The 2,704-nt window shown below is 46.6% G+C and carries 1 rRNA gene; it reads left to right on the forward strand.

Going from position 1 to position 2,704, the window contains the following annotated elements:
• Positions 1 to 137 precede the first annotated feature (137 nt).
• Positions 138 to 2,704, forward strand: a 23S ribosomal RNA gene (locus ACMO9O_RS04490); the annotation flags it as partial.

Raw genomic sequence — 2,704 nt, forward strand, 5'->3', positions numbered from 1 at the left:
AATAGCACATTGAAAAATATATAGATGAAATGAAAAAATATCAAGGTAAACTAGAAAAAACTAGTAGCCAAAGTTTTAGGAAAAAATCCAAAAAACCGATTGACAATAAAAAAACGATATGACTTGAAAAAGTCAGAGGTTAAGCTACTAAGAGCATAGGGTGAATGCCTTGGCACCAAGAGCCGAAGAAGGACGTGATAAGCTGCGAAAAGCTGTGAGGAGGAGCAAATATCCGATATATTCACAGATATCCGAATGAGGAAACTCTAGTCAAGTAAAAGTTGACTAATCCATACGTAAGTAAAGTAGCGTATAGGAGGGGAACGTAGGGAACTGAAACATCTAAGTACCTACAGGAAAAGAAAGAAAACTCGATTCCTTGAGTAGTGGCGAGCGAAAGAGGAAGAGCCTAAACCAGAAGAAGTAATTCATCTGGGGTAAAGGACTACATAATTGATTCATAAGATTTAGCAGAACTGTTTGGAAAAGCAGACCAAAGATAGTGAAAGTCTAGTAAGCGAAAAATCGAATGACATGGTAGAATCCAGAGTAGTGCGAGACACGGGAAATCTCGTATGAAAAAGTGGGGACCACCCCATAAGGCTAAATACTACTTGGTGACCGATAGTGAAGCAGTACCGTGAGGGAAAGGTGAAAAGAACCTCGAACAGAGGAGTGAAATAGACCCTGAACCCGTCTGCCTACAAGCGGTCGGAGCAGCAGCAATGTTGTGACGGCGTGCCTTTTGCATAATGAACCTACGAGTTACTTACATTAGCAAGGTTAAGTGTTTCAGACACGCAGCCGAAGCGAAAGCGAGTCTTAATTAGGGCGCTTAGTTAGTGTGAGTAGACGCGAAACCAAGTGATCTACCCTTGGTCAGGATGAAGGTTGGGTAACACCACCTGGAGGTCCGAATGGTTATACGTTGAAAAGTGTTCCAATGAACTGAGGGTAGGGGTGAAAGGCTAATCAAACTTGGAGATAGCTCGTACTCCCCGAAATGCATTTAGGTGCAGCCTCTGACGTAGTATAGTATGAGGTAGAGCGACTGATTGGATGCGAGGGCTTCACCGCCTATCAAGTCCAGATAAACTCCGAATGCGTACTATATATTGTCAGGGAGTGAGGGCGCGGGTGCTAAGGTCCGCGTCCGAGAGGAGAAGAATCCAGACCACCGGCTAAGGTCCCCAAATAACAATTAAGTTGAACTAACGAAGTCAGACTGCCGTGACAGCTAGGATGTTGGCTTGGAAGCAGCCATTCATTTAAAGAGTGCGTAACAGCTCACTAGTCGAGGAGTTTGGCGTGGATAATACTCGGGCATAAATTGTTTACCGAAGCTGTGGATGTGTCAAAGACACATGGTAGGGGAGCATTCCATACAGCGTAGAAGATAAGAGACGACTCTTGTTGGAGCGTATGGAAACGCAAATGTAGGTATAAGTAACGATAAAGGAGGTGAGAAACCTCCTCGCCGAAAGACTAAGGTTTCCTGATCAACGCTAATCGGATCAGGGTAAGTCGGGACCTAAGGATAAGCCGAACGGCGATTCCGATGGAAGAATGGTTTAATATTCCCATACTACTTTAATGAGTGACGTGGAGACGGAGAAGTGACAGCTCGGCCATCTGACGGAATAGATGGTTAAAGGGTGTAGATGCAGATCGAGGTAGGCAAATCCGCCTTGAGAGTCGAACCTGATAGTATGCCGCGTGCTTCGCACAAGGCAATAAGAGCGTAAACATGCTCCCTAGAAAATCCGCTAAACCTAATCATTAAAGTACCCGTACCGTAAACGGACACACGTAGTTGGGTTGAAAATACTAAGGCGCTCGAGTGATTCACGGTTAAGGAACTAGGCAAAATGGTCCTGTAACTTCGGGATAAAGGACGCCAGTCAGCAATGATTGGCCGCAGAGAATAGGCCCAGGCGACTGTTTAACAAAAACACATGGCTATGCTAAATAGAAATATGACGTATATAGCCTGACACCTGCCCGGTGCTGGAAGGTTAAGAGGAGATGTCATCTGCAAGGAGAAGCATTGAATTGAAGCCCCAGTAAACGGCGGCCGTAACTATAACGGTCCTAAGGTAGCGAAATTCCTTGTCGGGTAAGTTCCGACCTGCACGAATGGTGTAACGATCTGGGCACTGTCTCAACCGTGAGCTCGGTGAAATTGTAGTATCGGTGAAGATGCCGATTACCCGCGATGGGACGAAAAGACCCCGTGAACCTTTACTATAGCTTTACATTGAATTTGGGCACTTGATGTGTAGGATAGGCCGGAGACTGTGAAGCAGGTACGCCAGTATTTGTGGAGTCGCCGTTGAAATACGGCCCTTTGATTGTTTGAGTTCTAACTTGCAGATGCAAGGACACTGTATGGTGGGTAGTTTGACTGGGGTGGTCGCCTCCAAAAGAGTAACGGAGGCTTCTAAAGGTACCCTCAGACCGATTGGTAACCGGTCGCAGAGTGTAATGGCATAAGGGTGCTTGACTGGGAGGCCTACAAGCCGATCAGGTAGGAAACTAGAGCATAGTGATCCGGTGGTTCCGCATGGAAGGGCCATCGCTCAAAGGATAAAAGGTACTCCGGGGATAACAGGCTGATCGCTCCCAAGAGCTCATATCGACGGAGCGGTTTGGCACCTCGATGTCGGCTCGTCACATCCTGGGGCTGGAGAAGGTCCCAAGGGTT

The sequence above is a fragment of the Alistipes sp. genome, assembly GCF_048465635.1.
Lineage (GTDB): Bacteria > Bacteroidota > Bacteroidia > Bacteroidales > Rikenellaceae > Alistipes.